This window comes from Nocardia sp. XZ_19_385, from assembly GCF_015355755.1.
GTDB lineage: Bacteria > Actinomycetota > Actinomycetes > Mycobacteriales > Mycobacteriaceae > Nocardia.
The window spans coordinates 1,339,631-1,359,308 of record NZ_JACVEE010000002.1; the positions used below are offsets into that span (position 1 = coordinate 1,339,631).

22 protein-coding genes are annotated in these 19,678 nt (G+C 67.4%); 5 read left to right on the forward strand and 17 right to left on the reverse strand.

Going from position 1 to position 19,678, the window contains the following annotated elements:
• Positions 1-3: 3 nt before the first annotated feature.
• Complete coding sequence (locus tag IBX22_RS18875) at positions 4-1,320, reverse strand: class I SAM-dependent methyltransferase (protein ID WP_194816849.1); 1,317 nt, start codon at positions 1,318-1,320, stop codon at positions 4-6.
• On the reverse strand, positions 1,317-2,732 hold the full coding sequence (locus IBX22_RS18880; RefSeq protein ID WP_194816850.1) for an FAD-binding oxidoreductase: 1,416 nt from the start codon (positions 2,730-2,732) through the stop codon (positions 1,317-1,319). The genes IBX22_RS18875 and IBX22_RS18880 overlap by 4 nt, the downstream gene beginning before the upstream one ends.
• Before the next feature lie 207 nt (positions 2,733-2,939).
• On the opposite strand from IBX22_RS18880, the gene IBX22_RS18885 reads away from it, so the two are divergent.
• Positions 2,940-3,374, forward strand: coding sequence for an SRPBCC family protein (locus IBX22_RS18885; protein ID WP_194816851.1), 435 nt, complete (start codon positions 2,940-2,942; stop codon positions 3,372-3,374).
• On the opposite strand, the gene IBX22_RS18890 is transcribed toward IBX22_RS18885, so the two are convergent.
• Genes IBX22_RS18890 through IBX22_RS18900 form a run of 3 tightly spaced genes read right to left on the reverse strand, consistent with a single transcriptional unit; the run spans position 3,375 to position 5,104 of the window.
• Complete coding sequence (locus tag IBX22_RS18890; RefSeq protein WP_194816852.1) at positions 3,375-3,725, reverse strand: VOC family protein; 351 nt, start codon at positions 3,723-3,725, stop codon at positions 3,375-3,377. It abuts the gene before it with no gap.
• 11 nt (positions 3,726-3,736) lie between these two features.
• Positions 3,737-4,552, reverse strand: a complete 816-nt coding sequence (locus tag IBX22_RS18895) for a MerR family transcriptional regulator (RefSeq protein ID WP_194816853.1) — start codon at positions 4,550-4,552, stop codon at positions 3,737-3,739.
• Between the two features lie 48 nt (positions 4,553-4,600).
• Entirely contained in the window at positions 4,601-5,104 is a 504-nt protein-coding gene (locus IBX22_RS18900; protein WP_309234677.1) for a hypothetical protein, read from the reverse strand.
• Positions 5,105-5,304: 200 nt separating this feature from the next.
• Between IBX22_RS18900 and IBX22_RS18905 the strand changes: the two genes are divergently transcribed.
• The 3 genes from IBX22_RS18905 to IBX22_RS18915 are packed head-to-tail and all read left to right on the forward strand — an operon-like array spanning position 5,305 to position 6,915.
• The gene (locus IBX22_RS18905; RefSeq protein ID WP_194816855.1) at positions 5,305-5,643 is read left to right on the forward strand and encodes a YbaB/EbfC family nucleoid-associated protein; all 339 of its coding nucleotides are present in this window, start codon (positions 5,305-5,307) and stop codon (positions 5,641-5,643) included.
• 8 nt (positions 5,644-5,651) lie between these two features.
• On the forward strand, positions 5,652-6,260 hold the full coding sequence (recR, locus tag IBX22_RS18910; protein WP_194816856.1) for a recombination mediator RecR: 609 nt from the start codon (positions 5,652-5,654) through the stop codon (positions 6,258-6,260).
• Between the two features lie 40 nt (positions 6,261-6,300).
• The gene (locus tag IBX22_RS18915) at positions 6,301-6,915 is read left to right on the forward strand and encodes a LysE family translocator (RefSeq protein ID WP_194816857.1); all 615 of its coding nucleotides are present in this window, start codon (positions 6,301-6,303) and stop codon (positions 6,913-6,915) included.
• A gap of 1 nt (position 6,916) precedes the next feature.
• Here IBX22_RS18915 and IBX22_RS18920 read toward each other — a convergent pair whose 3' ends face one another.
• The 11 genes from IBX22_RS18920 to IBX22_RS18970 all read right to left on the reverse strand — a co-directional run bounded on the left by IBX22_RS18920 (position 6,917) and on the right by IBX22_RS18970 (position 16,575).
• Positions 6,917-7,549 (reverse strand): hypothetical protein, encoded by a 633-nt coding sequence (locus tag IBX22_RS18920; RefSeq protein WP_194816858.1) that lies wholly within the window; start codon positions 7,547-7,549, stop codon positions 6,917-6,919.
• Between the two features lie 10 nt (positions 7,550-7,559).
• A complete protein-coding gene (locus tag IBX22_RS18925) occupies positions 7,560-7,775 on the reverse strand; it encodes a hypothetical protein (RefSeq protein ID WP_194816859.1) in 216 nt (71 codons plus the stop codon).
• Positions 7,776-7,871: 96 nt separating this feature from the next.
• A complete protein-coding gene (locus IBX22_RS18930) occupies positions 7,872-8,210 on the reverse strand; it encodes a cupin domain-containing protein (protein WP_194816860.1) in 339 nt (112 codons plus the stop codon).
• A gap of 82 nt (positions 8,211-8,292) precedes the next feature.
• Positions 8,293-8,736, reverse strand: coding sequence for a hypothetical protein (locus tag IBX22_RS18935; protein WP_194816861.1), 444 nt, complete (start codon positions 8,734-8,736; stop codon positions 8,293-8,295).
• A 134-nt stretch (positions 8,737-8,870) separates the two neighbouring features.
• Complete coding sequence (locus IBX22_RS18940) at positions 8,871-9,617, reverse strand: DUF2637 domain-containing protein (RefSeq protein ID WP_194816862.1); 747 nt, start codon at positions 9,615-9,617, stop codon at positions 8,871-8,873.
• A gap of 37 nt (positions 9,618-9,654) precedes the next feature.
• Positions 9,655-10,380: a type 1 glutamine amidotransferase gene (locus IBX22_RS18945; protein ID WP_194816863.1), complete on the reverse strand. Its 726-nt coding sequence runs from the start codon at positions 10,378-10,380 to the stop codon at positions 9,655-9,657.
• Positions 10,377-11,612 carry a Mur ligase family protein gene (locus IBX22_RS18950; RefSeq protein WP_194816864.1) on the reverse strand — a complete coding sequence of 412 codons (1,236 nt, stop codon included), beginning with the start codon at positions 11,610-11,612 and terminating at the stop codon, positions 10,377-10,379. The genes IBX22_RS18945 and IBX22_RS18950 overlap by 4 nt, the downstream gene beginning before the upstream one ends.
• Positions 11,613-11,660: 48 nt before the next feature.
• Complete coding sequence (locus tag IBX22_RS18955) at positions 11,661-12,302, reverse strand: pyridoxamine 5'-phosphate oxidase family protein (RefSeq protein WP_194816865.1); 642 nt, start codon at positions 12,300-12,302, stop codon at positions 11,661-11,663.
• A gap of 10 nt (positions 12,303-12,312) precedes the next feature.
• Positions 12,313-14,058 (reverse strand): FAD-dependent oxidoreductase, encoded by a 1,746-nt coding sequence (locus tag IBX22_RS18960; protein ID WP_194816866.1) that lies wholly within the window; start codon positions 14,056-14,058, stop codon positions 12,313-12,315.
• A 278-nt stretch (positions 14,059-14,336) separates the two neighbouring features.
• Positions 14,337-15,536, reverse strand: a complete 1,200-nt coding sequence (locus IBX22_RS18965; RefSeq protein WP_194816867.1) for an RICIN domain-containing protein — start codon at positions 15,534-15,536, stop codon at positions 14,337-14,339.
• 73 nt (positions 15,537-15,609) lie between these two features.
• The gene (locus IBX22_RS18970) at positions 15,610-16,575 is read right to left on the reverse strand and encodes an EamA family transporter (protein ID WP_194816868.1); all 966 of its coding nucleotides are present in this window, start codon (positions 16,573-16,575) and stop codon (positions 15,610-15,612) included.
• A gap of 127 nt (positions 16,576-16,702) precedes the next feature.
• Here IBX22_RS18970 and IBX22_RS18975 point away from each other — a divergent pair, with 127 nt between their 5' ends.
• Complete coding sequence (locus IBX22_RS18975; protein WP_194817793.1) at positions 16,703-17,599, forward strand: LysR family transcriptional regulator; 897 nt, start codon at positions 16,703-16,705, stop codon at positions 17,597-17,599.
• 77 nt (positions 17,600-17,676) lie between these two features.
• Here IBX22_RS18975 and IBX22_RS18980 read toward each other — a convergent pair whose 3' ends face one another.
• Positions 17,677-19,563: a MinD/ParA family protein gene (locus tag IBX22_RS18980; RefSeq protein ID WP_375540254.1), complete on the reverse strand. Its 1,887-nt coding sequence runs from the start codon at positions 19,561-19,563 to the stop codon at positions 17,677-17,679.
• Positions 19,564-19,678: the final 115 nt, after the last annotated feature.

The window sequence follows — 19,678 nt, forward strand, 5'->3', positions numbered from 1 at the left end:
GCGTTACGCGTTCCACCACGGGCGCAGCGGGAGACCCGATTCGCCGTTCGGCCCGAGCTTCACGCCGAGCACCTGGTGCAGCTGAATCACGTTGCGCTGGAACCCGAGCCGGCAGCCGGCCATGTACAGGCCCCACACCTTCGCGGTGCCCTCGCCGACCTCGGCGACGCAGGCGTCCCAGTTCTCGACCAGGTTCTTGCACCATTCGTGCAGCGTGAGCGCGTAGTGCTCGCGCAGATTCTCCTCGTGCATCACCTCGAGCCCGACGTTCTGGATCTCGGAGATGATGCGCCCGGACCCGATCAGCTCACCGTCCGGGAACACGTAGCGGTCGATGAAATCGCCCGCCTTGGTGGTGCGGGAATTGTCGGGGCGGGTGATGCAGTGATTCAGGAACAGGCCGCCGTCGCGCAGCTTGCTCTTGATGTAGTCGAAATAGAACGGATAGTTGTGCACGCCGATGTGCTCGGTGAGCCCGATCGAGGAGACCGCGTCGAATTCGGATTCGGCGATATCGCGGTAGTCGGAGTGCCGCACCTCGGCCAGCTCGGTCAGGCCCTCCTCGGCGATCTTCTGCTGTGCCCATTCGGCCTGCTCCGTGGAGAGCGTCGCGCCGATCACCTTGACGCCGCGCTTGGCGGCGTAGCGCACCATGCCGCCCCAGCCGCAGCCGATATCGAGCAGCCGATCACCGGCCTTCAGCCGCAATTTGTCGAAGACGAGGCGGTACTTGTTCTCCTGCGCCTGCTCCAGGGTCCAGTTCTCGTCCTCGTAGCACGCACAGGTGTAAGTCATGGACGGGCCGAGGACGTACTCGTAGAAGGTGTTGGAGACGTCATAGTGGTGGTGGATCGCCTCGGCGTCGCGAGTCTTGGAGTGCCGCAGGCCTTCCAGCGCGATCCGGCGCCAGCGGGGCAGGGTTTCCTGCGGGGGTGGGGCGATCGGTTTGAGTCGTTCCCACCCCAGCGAGCGCGCGATCGTGACCAGCGCCAGCGCCGAGGGGCGATGGAACTTCAGCCCGTCCAGCGCCCTGAGGATTTCGTACGGATCGCCGGGGTGCACGCCGTGCGCGATCATGTCGCCGGAGATGTAGGCGCGGGCCATGCCGAGATCGCCGGGCGCGGTGGCCAGATAGTTGATGCCGCGCGCGGTGGTGACCTCGAGGGAATACCGGGAATCCTCGGGGCCGGTGGAGCTGCCGTCGTAGGCGGTGAACTTGATCGGCATCGGGCCTTCGATCAGAGTCTCGAAGATTTCCGCAATGCTGAGTTTGGTTCCGAGGTCCGCTAAGACGTCGGAACGGTCTTTGAAAGTCGTCATTTGCGTTGCACCGCCTTCGAATACAAATCCAGCAGCCGCTGGTCTGGGTCGTAGCGTTTCTTCAGTTCGGTGTAGTGCTCGCCGCCGTACAGGGCCGCGAATTCATCTTTGTCGTAGTAGGCATCGGAGTACAGCGACTTATGTCCGTCGAACTCGGTGACCTTCTGTTCGATGGCCCGGTTCGCGGCGCCCTCCGGCCGGCCGGGCACCGTGGGAACGGCGGACCAGAACCCGGCGTTGACGTAGGTGCGGTTGGGTTCCAGTGGGTAGAGCGGCCAGGGGCGGGCCGTGGTCCCCTCCGGGGCGGCATCGCGTAAACGCAAGGGACACAACCAGAGTGGTTCGATCGGGATGTCCTTCAGGAACCACTCCACGAAATCGGCGGTGCGCTCGACCGGGACCTCGATGTCCTGCACCACCCGCTCGCGGGGCGGGTTCCCTTGGCGCGCTTCCAGTTTGTCGCCGATGTGATACTTGTGATCGAGCGCGATCAGTTTCCAGTAGAAACTGCTGCGACGGTAGCGTTTCGGCCAGAATTTGCGGATCTTCGGATTCTGCGCGCCGAAAGCCCGGGAACACCAGAACCAGTCGGTGTCCCAGCGCCACAGGTAGTCGTGAATGGTGAGGCGGTCCCGCTTGATTCCCGGACCGTCGTGCTGGATGGAGCGGTAGTAGATGTCCATGCCGGTGTAGTCGCTGACCGGGCCGGGCTCGTCGGTCCGGCGGCCCAGCGTCAGATAACTCTCCGCGGCGGTGAACACCACACCGTCGAGGTAGTCGACGCGTTCGCCGTCGTAGGTCTGCTCGGTGACGATCCGCGCCAGCACGGCTTCCAACTCGCGCAGATCGCGGAATCGCAAGTGCCGCAACGCGACGAAGGGCTGCACGGCTTCCAGTTCGATCTTCAGCCGGACCGTGTAGCCGAGCGTGCCGTAGGAGTTCGGGAAGCCGCGGAACAGGTCGGCGTGCTCGTTGTCCGGGGTGGCGGTGAGAATCTCGCCGGCGCCGGTGAGCACGTCCATCTCCAGCACCGATTCGTGCGGCAGGCCGTTGCGGAACGAGGTGGACTCGATACCCAGGCCGGTAACCGCGCCACCGAGGGTGATGGTCTTCAGCTGCGGCACCACCAGCGGCGCCAAACCGTAGGGCAGCGTGGCGGCTACCAGCTCCTCATAGGTCGTCATCCCCGCGACGTCGGCGGTTTTCGCCTCCGGATCCACCTGGATGACCTTGGCGAGACCGGAAACGTCCAGTCCCGGCGCGGGGTTCTTGGCCCGCGCCCGGAACAGGTTCGATGTTTTCTTGGCGAGCCGCACGTTGGCGTCGGCGGGAATGGCTCGGTAGCTGGCCAGCAGCCGATCCACACCCGCCTGATGCGCGGCGAAACCCGATTCGTTCAGACTCACTGCCACCCTTCGACGCTAGTACGCACGACGGCCGGACAGCCACGGAAAACTGCCGACGGGCAAGAAATGTCACGCATATGTTGCACCGGGAATGTTTTCGACTTCCCACCGGTTCACCGAACCCGCCTCGCGGGCCGCCCTGGGCGTCGGGTAGGCAGCCCGACAGGGCAGGATAGGCCGTAGACATCGAAGACCGGACAAGAGGAGCTCATTGTGGGACAGGTCAGCGCCAGCAGTTCGATCGCCGTGGCGGCGGATCCGCAGCGCGTGCTCGATGCCATCGCGGACTACCAGACGGTGCGCCCGCGCATCCTCAGCTCGCACTACCGCGATTACAAGGTGCTCGAGGGCGGTACCGGCGCGGGCACCGTGGCCGAGTGGACGCTGCAGGCGACCGAGTCGCGGGTACGCAATGTGCAGGCCGTGGTCTCGGTTTCGGACTCCATGGTGACCGAGCGGGACAAGAACTCGTCGATGGTCAACACCTGGACGGTCACCCCGGACGGCACCGGCTCGCAGGTCACGCTGCGCACCACCTGGCAGGGCGCCGGCGGCGTCAAGGGCATCTTCGAGGGGATCTTCGCGCCCCTCGGCCTGAAGAAGATCCAGGCCGAGGTGCTGGCGAACCTGAAGCGCGAGATCGGCTAGCTAGGCCGCGCCGATATCGAACAGGTTGCCCTCCGGGTCGGCCAGCGTGCTCCACTGCTGGCCGAACTCGTCGAAATCGCCGATGTGCTTGGCGCCCAGGCCGACCGCGCGTTGCACCTCCTCCTGCCGGTTCGGTGACGCCAGGTCCAGGTGCACCACGTTCTTGCCGGGAGTCTTGTCCGGTACCCGGATGAACATGAGGCCGGGGGAGTCGCCGGCCTGCACGCCGACGGTGGCGAATTGGCGGTTGGCCTCGGGGTCGACGGTCTTGCCGAGCAGTTCCGCGTAGAACTGCGCGAGCGCGGCGGCGTCGTCGACGTCGAAGGTGATGTAGCCGAGCTTGATGGACATGCGGATTCCTTTCAGAGCCGGCCGATCGGCCAGCAGACTTCGGTGCGGTAAGCGGTCGTGTCGTCGGTGTCGGCGGGTGAGGTGAGGTAGAGCTCGCGCACGGGTTCCGACAGCGCCTCGTCGTGTTCGGCGACGTAGCTGCCGAGCGCGCCGTAGGTGCGGTCGAAGTCCTGGAAGGTGCCGGTGTGCACGGCGATGGCGAAGCGGCGGGCGGGCAGTTCGATGAGCTGCATGCCGGGCGGCACGTCGAGCCGGGTGTTCGGCGGGACCGGGACGAACGCGACCACTTCCCCGTGGTCCTCGGCGAAGAATTCCAGGGCGTAAGTGGCCCCGGAGATGCCGTCGAATCCGATGCCCGCGGCGGCGAGGGTTCCATACAGCGCGCCGAACGACTCCTCGCACCACGCGCTGATGCCGTCGCGACCGACGTGATCGGCGATGGCCAGCGCGGGAAACGCTGGGACGGAACGATATTCGACGCTGATCGGTGCGGACGGGGTGAGCAGGGACCGCAGCGACGCCACCACATCGCGGGTGCGTTGCAGCTGCGCCTCCATGCGCTCCAGGTGCGCCCGCAGCGCGGCGTCGCGCGAGTCGGTGTCCGCCGCGTCGAGCACGGCCTTGATCTCCGGCAGCGGCATTTCCAGCTGACGCAGCCGCCGGATCAGGTGCGCCTGCCCCACCTGCTCGGTGGAGTAGCGCCGATACCCCGATCCGGCATCCACCGCTGCCGGTTCCAGTAGCTCGATGTCGTGGTAGTAGCGCAGCGTTTTCACGCTGAGATAGGTGAGCCTCGAGAACTCCCCGATCGAAACGGTCGCTGTCATGCGTTCTAGCGAACACCCTCCAGCGACGGGAGAGTCAAGGAAACGCGGTTAGTACAGGACGAACGCCAGCAGCAGGACGGTCTGCAGGGCCCCGCGCCACCAGGAGTACCCGTACCAAACACCGGGTGCTACCTCGCGAATCTCGTCGTAGACCGGCGGCGTCGGGGACGGGTTGTAGTCCAGCGCCCAGGTTTCGCGACCATCGGTGAACGCGGGCGCGCGATAGACATCGGCCCGCCAGGCTTCGACCCCCGCACCGGTCACCCGGTTCATCAGCCAGCCACCGTCGGGCCCGGTGTAGAAGGTCTTGCCGATCCACACGCCCGCGGCCGCCCCGCTCGTCGACGCGGGTCGCACCACCCAGCCGTTTTTAACCCCCTGCGGCACCGCTCCCGCCTCGGCGGCGCGATATATCGCGTCCTGCTGTTCGGGTGAGCACTGGAAGCGCAGCGCGTTCACGGTCGCGGTTTTGTTCTCCGGGTCCAGCACACAGCCCCCGCCGTAATCCACGGCCGGAATCACCCCGGTCGCATCGGAATCCGCCGCGGCCACCCCGCCCGACAATGGAAGAACGACCGAAAACGCAAGCGCGCCAAGGGAAAATACCCGGGTTGATCTCATACCTGACTCCGTAAAACCGCACCGAACACCGAATTGCTTGGAGGGTATGCCCGCCGGAGGGGATCTCAACCGCGATCAGCGGAAGGACTAGGCTCGGCAGCAGACATTTTCCTCGACGCGAAGGACAAGCCGTGCAACCCGGTGGTCAGTTCGATATGCAGCAGTTACTCGCCCAGGCGCAGCAGATGCAGCAGGCGGTGATGGAGGCCCAGGCCGAGATCGCGGCGTCCGAGGTGGAGGGGCAGGCCGGCGGCGGCCTGGTCAAGGCCACCATCAAGGCGACCGGCGAGGTGGTCGCGCTGACCATCGATCCGAAGGTGGTCGACCCGGAGGACGTCGAGGGCCTGCAGGATCTGGTGATCGGCGCGATCAACGACGCCATGTCCAACGCACAGGAACTGGCGGCCGAGAAGCTCGGTCCGCTGTCCGGCGGCATGGGCGGCGGCCTCCCCGGCCTCCCCGGATTCTGAGGTAACCGTTGTACGAGGGTCCGGTCCAGGATCTGATCGACGAACTGGGCAAACTGCCCGGCGTCGGGCCGAAGAGCGCGCAGCGCATCGCCTTTCACCTGCTGTCGGTGGAGCCGCCCGACATCGATCGCCTCACCGCCGCGCTGCAGAAGGTGCGCGACGGCGTGCAGTTCTGCGTGGTGTGCGGCACCGTCTCCGATAACGAGCTGTGCCGCATCTGTGCCGACCCGCGCCGCGACCGCACCATGATCTGCGTGGTCGAGGAACCCAAGGACGTGCAGGCGATCGAGCGCACCCGCGAATTCCGCGGGCGCTATCACGTGCTCGGTGGCGCGCTGGACCCGCTCAGCGGTGTCGGGCCGGACCAGCTGCGGATCCGGGAACTGCTGACGCGCATCGGCAATCAGCAGGACGGCGTCGACGTCAGCGAGGTGATCATCGCGACCGACCCGAATACCGAGGGCGAGGCGACGGCCACCTATTTGGTGCGCATGCTCCGCGATTTCCCCGGGCTCAGCGTCACGCGCTTGGCGTCGGGCCTGCCGATGGGCGGCGATCTGGAATTCGCCGACGAGCTCACCCTGGGCCGGGCCCTGTCCGGGCGCCGCGTGCTTTAACGGGGTTGCGCTCTGTCCCGAGCGCGTTACTGTGCGGGGGATGAGCATCGAATTCCTGCTGACCACGCTCGTCATCTGCGCGACCCCGGGCACCGGTGCGTTGTTCACCTTGGCGGCAGGCCTGGCCCGGGGCACCCGCGCCAGCCTGATCGCCGCGTTCGGCTGCACGCTGGGTACCGTTCCGCACATCGTCGCCGCTGTCACCGGCGTGGCCGCGGTGCTCAACGCCAGTGCGGTCGCCTTTCAGACCTTGAAGTACCTCGGCGTGCTCTACCTGCTGTACATGGCGTGGAGTACTTTCCGCGACAAGGGCGCGCTGGCCGTGCCGGAGGACGCGGGCCCGGCGCCTTCTGCGCGCAAGGTGATCACCTCGGCGGTCCTGGTGAACATCCTGAACCCGAAGCTGACCATCTTCTTCTTCGCGTTCCTGCCGCAGTTCGTGCCGAGTGGTTCTCCGAATGCGCTGGCCCGGATGCTGGAGTTGTCGGCCATCTTCATGCTCGCCACCTTCCTGGTGTTCGCCGTATACGGCGTCTGCGCGGCGGCGGTCCGCAACCATGTCATCACCCGGCCGGCGGTGGTCACCTGGATGCGACGCGTCTTCGGGGCGTCCTTCATCGCCCTGGCCGGGCGGCTGGCCGTGCAGAACCAGTAGGTCAGAACTTGACGCGGGTCCAGGTCGCGGTGTTCGGTGCGCCGGTTGCCCAGGCCCAGATCAGCTCGGCGACCTGGGCGGGGTCGGTGGTCTCGAGCCGGAAGTGCCTCTTGGCGGAGCCGTCCCGGTATTCGACGATGTAACCGTCGTCCCCGGCCCGGTAGGTCTGGATGTACTGCTCCGGCCCACGTTCCGCGATGAGAAACGGGCTGGGCTCGGCGAGCTCCGGAACCCATTGCTCCACAAGAGTTTTCGTCAGATACGGGAACTCGCCCGCACCGCCGTGTGTCACGGTGACATCGACCCGGTCCGTCGGATCGATCAGCCACGCCAACTGCGGGTCGTAGACCGCGTAGCCGCGCGGCGTCGCCAGCTCGAACAGCAGATTGCGCACGAATCCGATCGCGTCGTACGGGCACGACACGTGCAGCACCGCGCCGGTCGGCGCCCCGCCCACGGATTCGGTCCCGAGGAAGGTGTCCGCCTCGGGCAGCTCGGCATTGCGTTTGTTCAACTCCGCCGCGATCTCCGCGACCACCGGGGCCTCGGCCAGCCCCTGCTGCGCACCGAGGTAGTCATCGACATCGGCGATGGTCGCGGCCCCCGACGGCACCAAGAGAAGGTCGTAGTTCACTCGCGCCAGGCTACGGGAGTTCGGCTGTGCGGGAGGAGGAGGTCGCGTGGGCGCAGGGGCAACCGCCGGCCAGATCGACGCAGTCGACGATGAAGGTGTGGCGGGTGTGGTCGAAATCGAGGCAGATATCTTCGGTGCATTCGGGCCGCCGGGCCAGGTGCACGATGAGGGTGCCGTGGCAGTGGTCGATCGCGGATTCACAGGAATGGCAAGGCGATAGTCGCATTTCTGACCTCCTGAGCGAGATCGGGTGTTCCTACGGGTCTATCACCAGGTACGCCGCAGGGGTGGGACATCAGCTGCGTGTCGGGAAAGTGCCTGTTCAGGGAACTTTCGGCTGGTCGTAGTTGAAGCCGAAGGCGCGAGCGCCGGTTTCGGTGCTGGGGCGGTGGCTGGTGCCGGGTTCGAAGAACAGATAGGAGCCTGGGCCGTAGTCCTTGTCGCCGTCGCGGACGGTGCCCTCGATGACGTAATAGGCCTCGCCATAGGTGGTGTGCACGTCGATATCGGGCCATTCGGCGCCGGGCGCGAGATCGATGACCCAGGGGCGAATGCCGATGGTGCCGGGCAACTCCCGGACCTGGATGCCGGGGCCGATGTCCGCCGCGGCGATTTCGTCGATGTGGGTGGCGCGGGTAGGTCCGGTGAGCTCGGCTGGCATCCTGTGATCTTGGCCGAATTCCGGGCGGAAAGAAAGGTGCGCGGCTCGGTGGAGTACCGAGCCGCGCACCGGGATTCGAAGGTCAGACGATTCCGTTGATACCGACACCGTTGAGGACGGGAATCTTCTCCTCTACCGGCTCCGGTTGCTGCCACTGGGTCTGGGCCAAGGTTTCGAGGACGCAGACCAGCAGTAATTTGCGCCCGCGCTGCCCTGGTGTCGGTTCGGTTTCCGCGCGTCCGTCGCCACCCGGGAGCTGCGAGCGAATCGCTTTGCGCGGGTCCGGTTCCGACAGCAGCCAGAACAGTTCCGGGCCGACCAGGATCTGCTGGCCGCCGGATTCGTTGAACCACCGGCCGGACCATTCGATCAGCAGCTCGGTGAAGGCTTCTCCGCTTCGGGTCCCCTCGGTGAATTGGTTCAGGGCGCCGGATCGGTCGTCGCTGCACTGAATTACCGACGCCAGCCGCCGTGCGACATCGCGGAATTGATCGAAACCCTGATCTTGCCAAACTGTATGCGCCATCGTGCTTCTCCATCGAAGTATGTGAGCGTGGCTGAAGTGGGCGAAGCGACAAGCGTGAGAGGTGAAGCGGCGCCGACGATTCTAGCGGGCGAAGCCGCAGGTCAGCGCCCATGCGGGGGTGTGTCCAGGGTGAATTACCGGGGCCCGGCGGCCGTAACCAATTTGTGCGCAGTGGGATTGGTACCCGCCGCCGACTGCCGTGCGGCCGCCGCCAACGGGCTGATTCCCACCGGAATACTGGGCACGACGGCTGCCGCCAGCGCCGCGTGTTCGGCCTCGAAAGCCTCATCGAACCGCATTTCGCCGGTATTGGTTTCCACCCAGGCGGCCAGTCGCTGATCGGTGGTCATTTCCGGCACTGCGGTTTCGGGCACCGCATTCAGCGCGGCGGCCGCGTCCAGTTTCGCCTCTCGGCTCCGCGACCACAGCAGCAGGGTGAGGTGGACGGCGAAAAGCATCGTCAACGGCATGCCCGCGTAAATCGCCACAGCCACTACGCCGCCGCCGATCTCGCGGGCGTATTGGATATTGCCGGCCACCGACACCAGCGTGGACAGCGCGAACAAGATTGTCGCGTACCACCATCCGAGGCTGTTCTTGCGGAACGATGCGGTGGCCACAATGGCGCCGACCATCAAACCGTCGATCGCCAAGGGGACATTCGATGCCAGGCGCGGTTCCACCAGGTTGTGTACCGCGAGATTGTGCAGTGCCGCGAAGGACATCTCGAATGCCTTGTACGCCACGACAGCTGAAACGGCTGCCGAGGCGTGCAGCGGGCGCAACCGGAAATCCCATAGCCGATTCAACAACCGCTGACGACTCGGTGTAACGAGTTGCTCACTGTTCGCGGTTGCTCGCTCATCTGTGCTCGTCGTCATAAACGATGAGGGTAATGAGATTTCGGCGATTATTTCGTCAGGCGCGCAACCGTTCGCGACGAAGTTGCTCAACTTCGGGAAGTCGCAACGGTTCCAGGTCTTGCACACCCAATGCGCGCGCCAGCAGCAAATCCGCCAATTCCGGATTACGGGCCAGCGCCGGACCGTGCATATAGGTGCCGATCACCGAACCCTGCACCACGCCTTCCAATCCGTCGCCGACGCCATTGCCGACGCCGCGGGTGACGCGGGCCAGCCCGGTCGCATCGGAACCGAGTGTGGTTCCGCCGCGATGGTTTTCGAAGCCGGTGAGCGCGGCGGTCAGACCGGGCAGTCGCGGCGTGGTGGTCACCTCGCCGATGGCGCGGTCGGTCTGCGGCGCGGTGGTGACGTCGATCATGCCGACGCCGTCGACGCGCTCCCCGGTGGAGGTCTCGTACCAGTGGCCGAGCACCTGGATGGCGGCGCAGATCGCCAGCACCGGAGCGCCTTTCGCGGCCGCCTGCTGCAGGCCGGGGTAGCGCTGCAGATGGCGGGTGGCCAGGCGCTGCGCCGAATCCTCCGCGCCGCCCAGGGTATAGATGTCCAGGGAGTCGGGAACCGGGTCTGCCAGCGTGATTTCGACGATCTCGGCTTTGTAGCCGCGCATGCGCAACCGCTGGCGCAGCACCAGCGCATTGCCGCCGTCGCCGTAGGTGCCCATCACATCCGGCAGCACCAGGCCGATGCGCACGGTCGAGTCGTTGGCTGTCGCAGCGCTCATTTGCGCGCCTCCAGATCGCGGTTCAGGTCGCGGAACGCGGTGTAATTGGCCAGCACCTCGACGTGCCCGGCGGGGCAGGAGGCGATGGCGCGCAACGGATCCGGCACCGTGGTGTGCTCGACACCGGCATAGGTCAGGCGGACCGCGAGGTCGGTGGCGCGTTCCCCGGCGGCCACCACCTGGACGCCCTCGAAGTGCTCGAAGCGCACATCCCAGAGCCAGGACAGATCCTCGCCGTCGGGCACCTGCCCGTTCACCGCGATCACCAGGCCCGCCGAGGTGGGTTCGATCATGGACAGCGCTTCCTGCCAGCCGGCCGGGTTCTTGGCCAGCAGCAGGCGGGCATCGTGGTCGCCGACCTGGACGGTGCGGTAGCGGCCCGCGATTTCGCGCACGGTGCCGGTGGCTTCGGCGGCCTTCGCGGGCTCGGCGCCGAGCGCGACGGCGGCGGCGACGGCCTGGGCGGCATTGCCGCGGTTCGCGCGGCCGGGCAGCGCGAGCGTCAGCGGCAGGCGGACACCGTCGGGGCCCAGCAGGTCATCGCCTTCCAGCCACCAGTCCGGTTGCGGCCGTTGGAAGTCGGTCCCGGTGCTGCGCCAGTGTTCGCCTTCCCAGAGGATCGGCTCGCCGCTGCGCGGGCAGCTGGTGGCGTCCATGGCCCAGCCGCTACCCGCCGCCACCCAGACCACATTCGGGTGGTCGTAGGCGATGGAGGTGATCAGCACGTCGTCGCAGTTGGCGATGACCACGGTGTCGGGGTGCCGGGCCAGGCCCGCGCGCAGCTTGCGCTCGATCATGTTGATCTCGCCGACCCGGTCCAGCTGGTCGCGGCTCAGGTTCAGCAGCACGACGACGGCGGGGTTCAAAGAATCGGTGACGTGCGGCAGATGCAGCTCGTCGACCTCGATCGCGGCCAGCGCCACACCCTGGTGCACGCTGAGCGCCGCGACGATGCCGGCATCCATATTGGCGCCGTCGGCCTGGGTGGCGACCTTGCCCAGGGTGCCCAGCGCGGCCGTCGTCATCCGGGTGGTGGTGGACTTGCCGTTGGTGCCGGTGACCAGCACCGTCCGCCGGTCCCGGCCGAGCTGATCCATGATCGTCGGATCGATTTTCAGCGCGATCAAACCGCCGATCATCGAGCCCTTGCCACGACCGGCCTTCTGCGATGCCCACGACGCGGCCGCCGCAGCTCGCAGGGCGATCCGCCCACGTACCGTTATCTCTGCCACGGGGGCGAGTCTAGGAGGTATCGAATTCCGCCGCCGTGGCGCGGCGGGTCAACCCTGGTAGAGCTTGGGCTCGTAATTCTCCGGGCGGTAGTAGCGCTCGAGTTCTTCGACGGATTCGGTGACCTCCGGCTGCAGCTCCTTCACCAGCTGGGCGGGCGACGGCAGCGAGCTGACCGGCCACTTCTCCGGTTCCCAGAGGTGGCTGCGCATAAAGGCTTTGGCGCAGTGGAAGAAAATCTGCTCGATTTCGACTTCCACGGCCAGGATCGGGCGGTGGCCGCGGACCACCATCTCGTCGAAATACGGTGCGTCACGCACCAGGCGGGCGCGACCGTTGATGCGCAGGGTTTCCCGGCGGCCGGGGACCAGGAAGATGAGGCCGACATGGGGATTGGCGAGGATATTGAGGTACCCGTCGGCGCGGCGGTTGCCGGGGCGTTCCGGAATGGCGAGGGTGCGGTCGTCGAGGACGTGCACGAATCCCGCCGGGTCGCCCTTCGGGGAGGCGTCGCAATTGCCGTCGGCGTCGCTGGTGGCGAGGATCAGGAACGGGCAGGTGGCGATCCAGTCGCGGTCCCTGGGGTGCAGGGCGACACGCTCTTTGGTGATCGCGCGGGGGACCGGATCCCCGAGCAGGCGGCGCAGGTCCGCCGGGTCGGTGATCTCGTTCGTGTCGGTGAGCTCGCGCATAGGTGATTCCTTACATTCGCGTGTCGAACATGTTCGGCTGACCCGCCGCGTATCGGCCCGCGTCCAGCAACCGCAGTGGCTCTAGTTCCGCCGCCCGGAACAGCGTGTACTTCCGGCAGCGTTCCGCGTTCGAACCCGCGACATCCAACAGGGCGTTCACCGCGGACCGGGCCGATTCGTTGGCGCCCTCCATGGTCGCCAGGTCCACGTTGGTTCGCACGTAATCGCCTGCGAGGAAGAGATTTTCGAGCGCACCGTGCGGTTCGGGACGGCACTCCCAGGAACCGGCGGTGTTGATCAGCAGCGGGTCGGCATTGGCATTGCGGTTACCTTGCCGGCTGATGCCGGGATCCAGGAACCAGGAGTGCAGCGCGTCATCGCGCAGCGCGTCGCCGACGTGCGCACGCATTTGCGCCCACACCTCGCGCGCGATTTCCTGATGCGTGCATTCCTTGGCGGTTTTCCCGTACAGCACCCCGGGGGTGTTCCAATCGGAGATATCCACCGAAAGGCAGTCCTGCACCGAACCGTCACCGAATGCGGTGAGTTTCGAAGTCCACAACTGGTTCTGGCTGATCGAGGTCAGCGACCACGGCGCGTCCACGTAGGCGGTGTGGCCGCGCGAGATATTCGAGGGCGTGCGCAGATAGAACTGGATGCCCGCCATCCAATCGACGAAAAGCCGGTCCATCGCGGCCAATTCGGGCTGGACGGCGAGCACGTCGGGCGACCAGAGGGCGCGCGCCTGCTCGGCGGCCAGCGCCACCACGAAATAGTCGGCGTCGATGGTGCGCTGCACGCCGTTCTCGACGATCCGGGCCGCGCTGATCCGCCGGTCCCGTACTTCGAGTCCGCGGACTTCCGCGCCGAGTGCGAATCGCACGCCGAGATCGGTCAATCGGTGTGTCCACGGATCGATCCAGGCGGCATTGGTGGGCCCGTTCAGTACGCGGTCCAGCGCGCCGTCGTTGCCGACCTCGAAGGGATTGCCCAGGAACTGCTCACCCATATTGCCGATGGTGCGCACGCTCGCCACGTCTTCCTTCGCGGCGACCATGATGCTGGTCAGCGCGCGCGAGAGCAGGGCGCGGAATTCGTGGGACCGCTTGTGCCCGCCGACATAGTCGAACCAGGACATGTGCTCCCACTGCCCGAACCGGCGGGCGTCGGAGCTGGTGTAGTACACGAGCAGCCGGTTGGCGAAGTACAACCCTTCGGCGGCAGGCATTTTCAGCGCGGTGGCGAGCGCGGCGCCGACCGTTTCCTGGAAGGCCTCCGGCGTGGGCTCGATCTTGGCGCGCCGCCCCAGCGGTAGCCGGAAGTCGTCGCCGTCGCGGCGGGCGAAGCGGGCCTCGGAAACGTTGATCAGGTTGTTCCAGACGCCATCCGCGTTGCCCGCGACCGGAATCCGGCGCATGGTGTCCGGAATGTGCTGGTAGAAGCCGGGAAAGAAACGGAAGCCGTGCTCGCCGGGCAGGTCCGGCCGTCCGCCGGACCCGGTGCCCGGCACCGGGATGCTGCGCGCCTTCCCGCCGAGCGCCCGCCGCTCATAGACGGTGACCTGGAACCCGCGCTCGGCCAGTTCGTGCGCCGCGGTCAAACCGGCCACGCCACCACCGAGCACCGCGACGCGCGGCCCATTCGGATTCGCCCCCGCGCCTGCGGCGCCCACCGCGCCGGTAGCCGTAGCAACTCCCACTGCCGCCGCCCCACGCAGCACCGAACGCCGCGAAACGGTCCAACGCTGTTCTGCCATGAGCCTCTTTGCTGCCTAGCCTCGCCGCGTCACTACATCCCCCGACGCACCACTGTAAAGCGGCGATTCCGAAGCTCCGGGACCCACCCTCCCGCTCCGCCGCACCCGGCCGCCGGGGGGATGGCAGGAGGCGCCAGCCGACGGGGTGGGTGAATACAGCGCTCCAGCCGTTCCAGGTGTACGGCGACCGACCCTACCGGGATCAACCGCGCGGGTGAGTCGATTCATGGCATACCGGACAGGGCCCACCGGGCGACACGCACAACACCTGGCTGCCGTCAGCCTTTGTCGCCCGGGCCTTTCCACTGCTGGGTAGCAGATCCGTCGCACGGGCGGAGGGCGGCGAATTCGCCTAGCGCGGTGAGGCAGCGCTCTGTGGCTTTGTTGGTGATCGGTCCGTTGGGGACGCGGTTCCATTCCTGGGCGGGGGAGCCGTCGCAGGTGTCGGCCTCCACTTCGGCCGAGCCTGCTGCGGTCAGGCAGGTGAAGTCGGAACGCAAAGTCTTGTCCGCCGCGGCGACCCAGGCCTGGTTGCGCTTCTTCTCGCAGCCTTGGACGCGGATCTCGTGGGTCGAGGCGCTGGCCGTGAGGCATTTGCCGCTTGGGACGGTGAGGCGCCCGCCGACCGAGTTGCCGATCGCGAGCCGGTGGATGCTGGCCTGTCCGCGGTCGTCCGAGCCGACGGTGACCTCCACCTGTTTCGGGCAGGCGCCCCCGATCTCGGTGCTGGCGACGGTGCCCGTGACGCCGCCCGCGTTGGCCCGCGGCACCTCGAATCGGGCCACCGAGTAGGGCTCGTCGAGGCAAGTCGCCGCGCGGTTGTTCCAGTCCCAGTACTCGACCCAGCTCACCATTCCGTCGGGCTTGATTGTCGCGCCCGCGCCGACTTCGATGCTGCCGATGGTCATGGTCTTGCGGTCGGTGGTGTCCTCGACCTGTGCCTGGTACCAGCCCTCGCCATCGGGCCGGAGGTGAAAGAGGTACTGATGGCCGGGCACGAATCGCTTGTCGATGCGACAGCTTCGACCCGGCGATCCGTCGATGTCGCCGATGCAGTGCGCGCCGTTGTCGCCGGGCCGGGCGTCCTCGGCGCCCCACATCGAATAGAGGAACATTCCGCCGCCGTCGGCATTCGCTTGCAGACCGACGTACCCGCCGTGCGTGGTGAACCCGAATTTATTGGACCAGAACACATTTCCGAGTCCGGGATCCGTGCTGATGCGAACGCCGAAGGTGACGTCGGTCAGTGGCTGGTCACCCATCCGGTACAGGGCGTAGCTGCCAGGAGTGGCGCCTTTCCCGATCGGCGGCTCGCCGATCTTCTGTGGAGGCTGCTCCGACTGTGCGAACCGGACGATCTCGGGGGGCATCGGATTGTCCTGCACGCGTTCGGCTTCCGCGCACCCGACGGTCGCCGCGACCAGGAGCGTGGTGGCGGTGCCGACGAAGGTTCGGGCGGACAGGGTTTGTTCCAGCACCGCGCCATGCTAATCCGCTATGACCGTTTCGCCCGGTTGCCCCGCTGGCCGAACGGTCGGCGGGGCTGAAAGGTCAGGCTTTGGCGAGCGCCGGACTCGCTTCGACATCCGCGGCGGGGGTCGGGTCCAGCGCCGCGACCTGTTCCGGCGGCACGGCTTTCGCCCGGGCCCCGGCGGTGGTCGCGGTGAACGCGCCCACGATGACGATCAGGCCGCCGATCACCTCCCAGGCCGAGGGCGTCTCGCCCAGTACAGCCCAGGCCGCACCCATTCCGACGATCGGAACCAGCAGCGTCAGCGGAGCGACGGTGCCCGCGGGGTAGCGGCTCATCAGATAGGTCCACATGCCCGAGCCCACCACGGTGGCCAGCACCGCGATGTAGGCGACCGCGATCAGCGCGTGCCACCAGCTCGCGTTCGAGAAGTCGGTCAGCGCGTGCAGGCCCGCGGTCGGCCCTTCGGCGAAGGCGGACAGCGCGAACAGCGGCAGCGGCGGCACCACAGCCATCCACAGCGTCAGGTGCATCGTGTTCACCCCGCCCCCAGCGGCGGCCTTGCGGGAGCCCAGATTGCCGAACGCCCAGCCCAAGCCGCCGGCCAGGGTGAGCAGCAGCGGCAACAGCGCGGCCGATTGGGCGCGGTCGACGCCGATCACGACCATGCCCGCCACCGCGACCCCGAGACCGGCCAGCTGGATCGGCCGCAGCCGTTCCCGCAGGAAGATCGCGCCCAGCACCACCGTGAACGGCGCCGAGGACTGCAACACCAGCGACGCCAGCCCGGTCGGCATACCCGCTCGCATGGCGCTGAACAGGAACGCGAACTGCAGCGTGCCGAAGCCGAAGCCGTACAGCAGCAGCCACTTCAGCGGCACCTGCGGCCGCGGCACGAACAGCACGACCGGAATCGCCAGCACCGCGAAGCGCAGGCCCGCGAAGAAGAACGGCGGGAAGTGGTCGAGGCCCACTCGGATGGCGATGAAGTTCACGCCCCAGAGCAGGACGACGGAGAGGCCGATCAGGCGGTCGCGGTTGGTCACGCACCAATCGTCTGATTCGTGAACCTTCAGAACAATCGAATTAATCTGGACTATCAATGTAGCTATGCTTCACAGCGCAGGTAGGAAGCATAAGAGGAAGCTGAGAGTGAGGTCTGTCATGTCGCAGATGTCGGTGGATCGCCTGCGGGTGCTGCGCGAATTCGCCGACCGCGGCACCATCGGCGGGGTCGCCGACGCGCTGTCGATGACTCCGTCCGCGGTTTCCCAGCAGCTGAAGGTGCTGGCCAAGGAGGCCGGGGTGGCCCTGCTGGAACCCGACGGCCGCCGGATCCGGCTCACCGACGCGGGCCACGCACTGGTCGTGCGCGCCGACGAGGTGCTCGCCGCGATGGACCGCGCCATCGCCGAGATGTCGCACTACCGGGCCTCGCCGCGCGGACGAGTGCGCGTCGCCCTGTTTCCCTCCGGCGCCGCGCTCCTGCTGCCGCATGTGCTGCCCGCGCTGGCCGACAGCGGCGTCGAGGTGATGGCGGCCGACGAGGACGCTCCGCCGAGCGAGGTCTCGCGCTTGCTCGCCGACTACGACGTGGTCCTCACCCACCGCGACGAACGTGCCCCGGCGCTGGCGGGCCCCCGCGTCACCACCCGGCTGCTCATGCGCGAACCCACGGATGTCCTTGTCGCGCCGGATCATCCGCTCGCGCACCGCACCGAGGTGACGCCCGCGGAACTGTCCGACGAAACCTGGATCAGCGTCCGCGGCGGCTTCCCCGTCGACGACGTACTCCGCTCCATCGCCACCCTCACCGGCGTGCAACCCCGGATCGCCCAGCGCCTCAACGACTTCCGCGTCATCGAAACCCTGGTGCTCTCCGGCTACGGCATCGCCCTGATGCCCCGCTTCGCCGTCGCCCACCCGGACTTGGTCATGCTCCCGCTCGCCGGTGTCCGCGCCGCCCGCCTGTACGAGCTCGCCACCCGCCCCCACGCCGACAAAAGCCCCGCCATCGCCACCGTCCTCGCCGCCTTCGAACACGCCGCCGCGAAGATCACCGCCCACTGACTCCAGGAGCCCGGGCGAACGAACGAAGCGCGGCCCGGCAGTGGATCGCCGAGCCGCGCTTCATATTTCGTCAGGTGTCAGTGCCGACCCATGGGCGGACCCGGCCGGTACTGCTGCCCGACGTAACCGAAGTCATCGGCCACCATGGCCGCGAGTTCCAGCAGTGCCCGGCGGGTCGGCTTGCTGACCAGCTCCAGGTCGATTTCCGCACCCTCGGCCAGATGATCGTCGAAGGGGACCACCTGTACCGCGCGAGTGCGGTCCAGGAACAGTTTGCGCAGCTGGTCCAGGTCGACGGTGGAGGCGCCGCGGCGGGAAGCGTTGACCACCACCACGGTTCGCTCGACGAGCTTGCCGTAGCCGTGATGGTCGAGCCAGTCCAGGGTGGCCGATGCGGAGCGGGCGCCGTCGATGGCGGGGGAGGTGACCAGCACCAGGGAGCTGGCCATATCCAGGACACCGGACATGGCCGAGTGCATCAGGCCGGTGCCGCAGTCGGTCAGGATGATGTTGTAGAACGACTGCAGGATGCCGATCGCCTTGCGGTAATCGGCCTCGCTGAACGCCTCGGAGACCGCCGGATCCTGTTCGGAGGCAAGCACTTCCAGGCGGCTCGGGGCCTGCGAGGTGTGCGCTCGCACGTCGGAGTACCGGGAGATGTGGTCGTCTTCGAGCAGGTTGCGCACGGTGGAGCGGGTCTGCCGCGGCACTCGGTGCGCGAGCGTACCGAGGTCGGGGTTGGCGTCGATGGCGATGACGCGGTCACCGCGCAGCGAGGAGAAGGTGGAGCCGAGACCGACCGTGGTGGTGGTCTTTCCGACGCCGCCCTTGAGCGAGAGGATCGCGATCCGGTAGTCGCCGCGCACCGGCTGGTTCACCCGTTCGACGAGGTCCCGGTGCACCACGTCGGCCGCGGACTCACCCGGGTTGATCACGCCACCGGAGACCTTGTGCACCGCACGCCGCCAGCCGCCGCGCGGCGCCTTACGCGCGCGCTTGAGCAGGTTGAGGTCGTTGACCGAGTGTCCGGGCTGACCCGGCTGCGTCATGTGCTGCGGCTGGAACGGCTGATTCTGTGCGGGCGGCGGGCCGCCCTGCCAGGGCTGGCCGGGGCCACCCGAAAACCCGCCCGGGCCTTCCGGACCGGAGAATCCACCCGGACCCTGGGGATTGAATCCACCCGGACCATCGGGAGCCGAGAATCCACCCGGACCGTTCGGACCCGGCGGTTGCTGGAACATCTGCTGTTGCTGCGGGGGCGGCCCGCCCTGCCAGGACTGGCCGGGGCCGTTCGGATCGCCCATGCCCGGCGGCGGCTGCTGCTGGAACGACGGCTGCTGCATCGGCGGGGGCGGCGGTGGCGCCCAGCTGTAGATCGGGCCGTCCGAAGGCTCCTGCGGCGCACTGTTTTCCGGCGGACCGCTGTCCTGCGGCACCCGGCGGACCAGGCCGTCGGGCCCGATCTCCTGGCGGTACTCGTCGCCGTAACGCGGACCCTGATGGGTATCCGGAACCTGCTGTGCGACGGGCTGGTACGGGTTGGGCGGCGCGAACTGCCCGGTGTTGAACTGCGGCTGCTCCGGCGGCGCGAAGCCTTCGGGCGGCGGCGGTGGCGCGAAACCCTCGGGCGGCGGCGGAGGCGCGAAACCGTCCGGCGGCCCATAGCTTTGGGGCGCTCCGCCCCCGTAGACCTGGGTCTGGTCCGACGGCCCGGCCGCGAACCCGGCGAACTGCCCGGCCTCCGGCTGCGCCGCGAGTTCGGGCTCGGCTTCGGAGATCTCGGACGACGGCTCGACCGCCGATTCGGCGCTGCTCGCCTCGGATGCGGTGTCGGCGGCCGGCTCGGAGATCTCCTCCGGCGCCGCGTGCGACTCGCTGGTCTCTTCCGCCATGTCTGTGGCAGGCCCAGCCGCCGGACTCTGCAGCCAGGGCGGAGAGGTCGGGTTGTGGTCGTTGTTTGTCACAGTTCCCCCATCTGCTCGGAAATCGAGCAGAGAGCTCGGCGCTTTGAGTGCGAATCCACGCTAGCACGCGGTTCATTCGCCCGCGCCGAGGTATTGACGGTGGTATATGCGGAAA